Source organism: Boseongicola aestuarii (assembly GCF_900184815.1).
Taxonomy (GTDB): domain Bacteria; phylum Pseudomonadota; class Alphaproteobacteria; order Rhodobacterales; family Rhodobacteraceae; genus Boseongicola; species Boseongicola aestuarii.
This window is the reverse complement of record NZ_FXXQ01000059.1, coordinates 1-1,211: the sequence shown is the minus strand read 5'-3', so window position 1 is coordinate 1,211 and position 1,211 is coordinate 1. Positions and strand designations below refer to the sequence as shown.

1 protein-coding gene is annotated in these 1,211 nt (G+C 56.9%); it reads left to right on the top strand.

Translation table 11 applies throughout. The features are described from left to right. Positions 1-1,158, top strand: a 1,158-nt coding sequence (locus tag BOA8489_RS20020) for a glycosyltransferase (RefSeq protein ID WP_217897987.1), incomplete at its 5' end; no start/stop codon positions are given. Positions 1,159-1,211: the final 53 nt, after the last annotated feature.

Genomic DNA, 1,211 nt, shown 5'->3' with positions numbered 1-1,211 from the left:
CACGCACGGCGTGATCTCGCGGTAACGCGTGAATTGCGCATGCTACACCCCGATCTCCAGGTCGATTGGCTGGCTCAGGACCCGGTGACGCGTTTCCTCGGCGCCAATGACGAAAGCATCCACCCGGCCAGTCGGCTGCTCGCAAACGAAAGCGCTCACATCGAAGACGAATGCGGCGAACACGACCTGCACGCCTTTGAAGCAATCCGGCGAATGGATGAGATTTTAATCAAGAATTTCATGGTGTTTCAGGAAGTACTTGAAGAGCAAAAGTACGATCTGGTGATCGCGGACGAAGCTTGGGATGTGGACCACTACTGGCACGAACACCCCGACATGAAGCAGGCGCAAATTGCGTGGCTTACAGATTTCGTGGGCTGGGTACCCTTCGCCGAAAACGGCCCGCGCGAGGCGTTTCTGACCACCGACTACAATGCAGAGATGATCGGTCACGTTGAAGGAAATCCAACTGTTCGCGATCGCGCCATATTCGTTGGTGGTCCTGAAGACATCGTGGACCGCAGTTTCGGGGACGGGCTCCCTCAGATGCGGGAATGGATCCCAAAGCATTATGAGTTCTCGGACTACATCATTGGGCAACACCCCACCACGTTCGGGTCGCGGGACGATCTGCGAGCTGAGTTTGGCTATAACGACGGCCGTTTGACATGCATCGTCGCGGTTGGCGGTTCGGGGGTTGGTGCAACGCTTATTCGGCGCATACTAGCGGCTTATCCCTTGGCTAAGGCGCGTCTTCCTGAGTTGCGGATGATCGTTGTTACCGGCCCCCGGCTTGATGCCAGAATGTTTGAAGCGCCAGATGGGGTGGAGATGCGGGCCTTTGTCCCTGATCTCGATCGTCATTTGGCGGCCTGTGATCTCGCTTTGGTTCAAGGAGGGCTGACGACTTGTATGGAATTGACCGCTGCAGGCACGCCGTTCCTTTACTTCCCGCTCAGGAGCCACTTCGAGCAGAACTTCCATGTCTCCAGTCGTTTGGAGCGCTACAACGCAGGTCGAAAGATGATCTTCGCGGAAAGCGACCCCGATACCATCGCAGCCGCGATGGTGGCCGAGTTGAACGCCCCACGTGTGCCGCATCCAGTCGCCGCCGGTGGTGCAAAACGCGCAGCCCAAATGCTGTCAGAGCTTTTGTGAAATTCTGAGAAGGACAGGACATGGCTCAATCCAACGCAGAGGCGATACGCGCT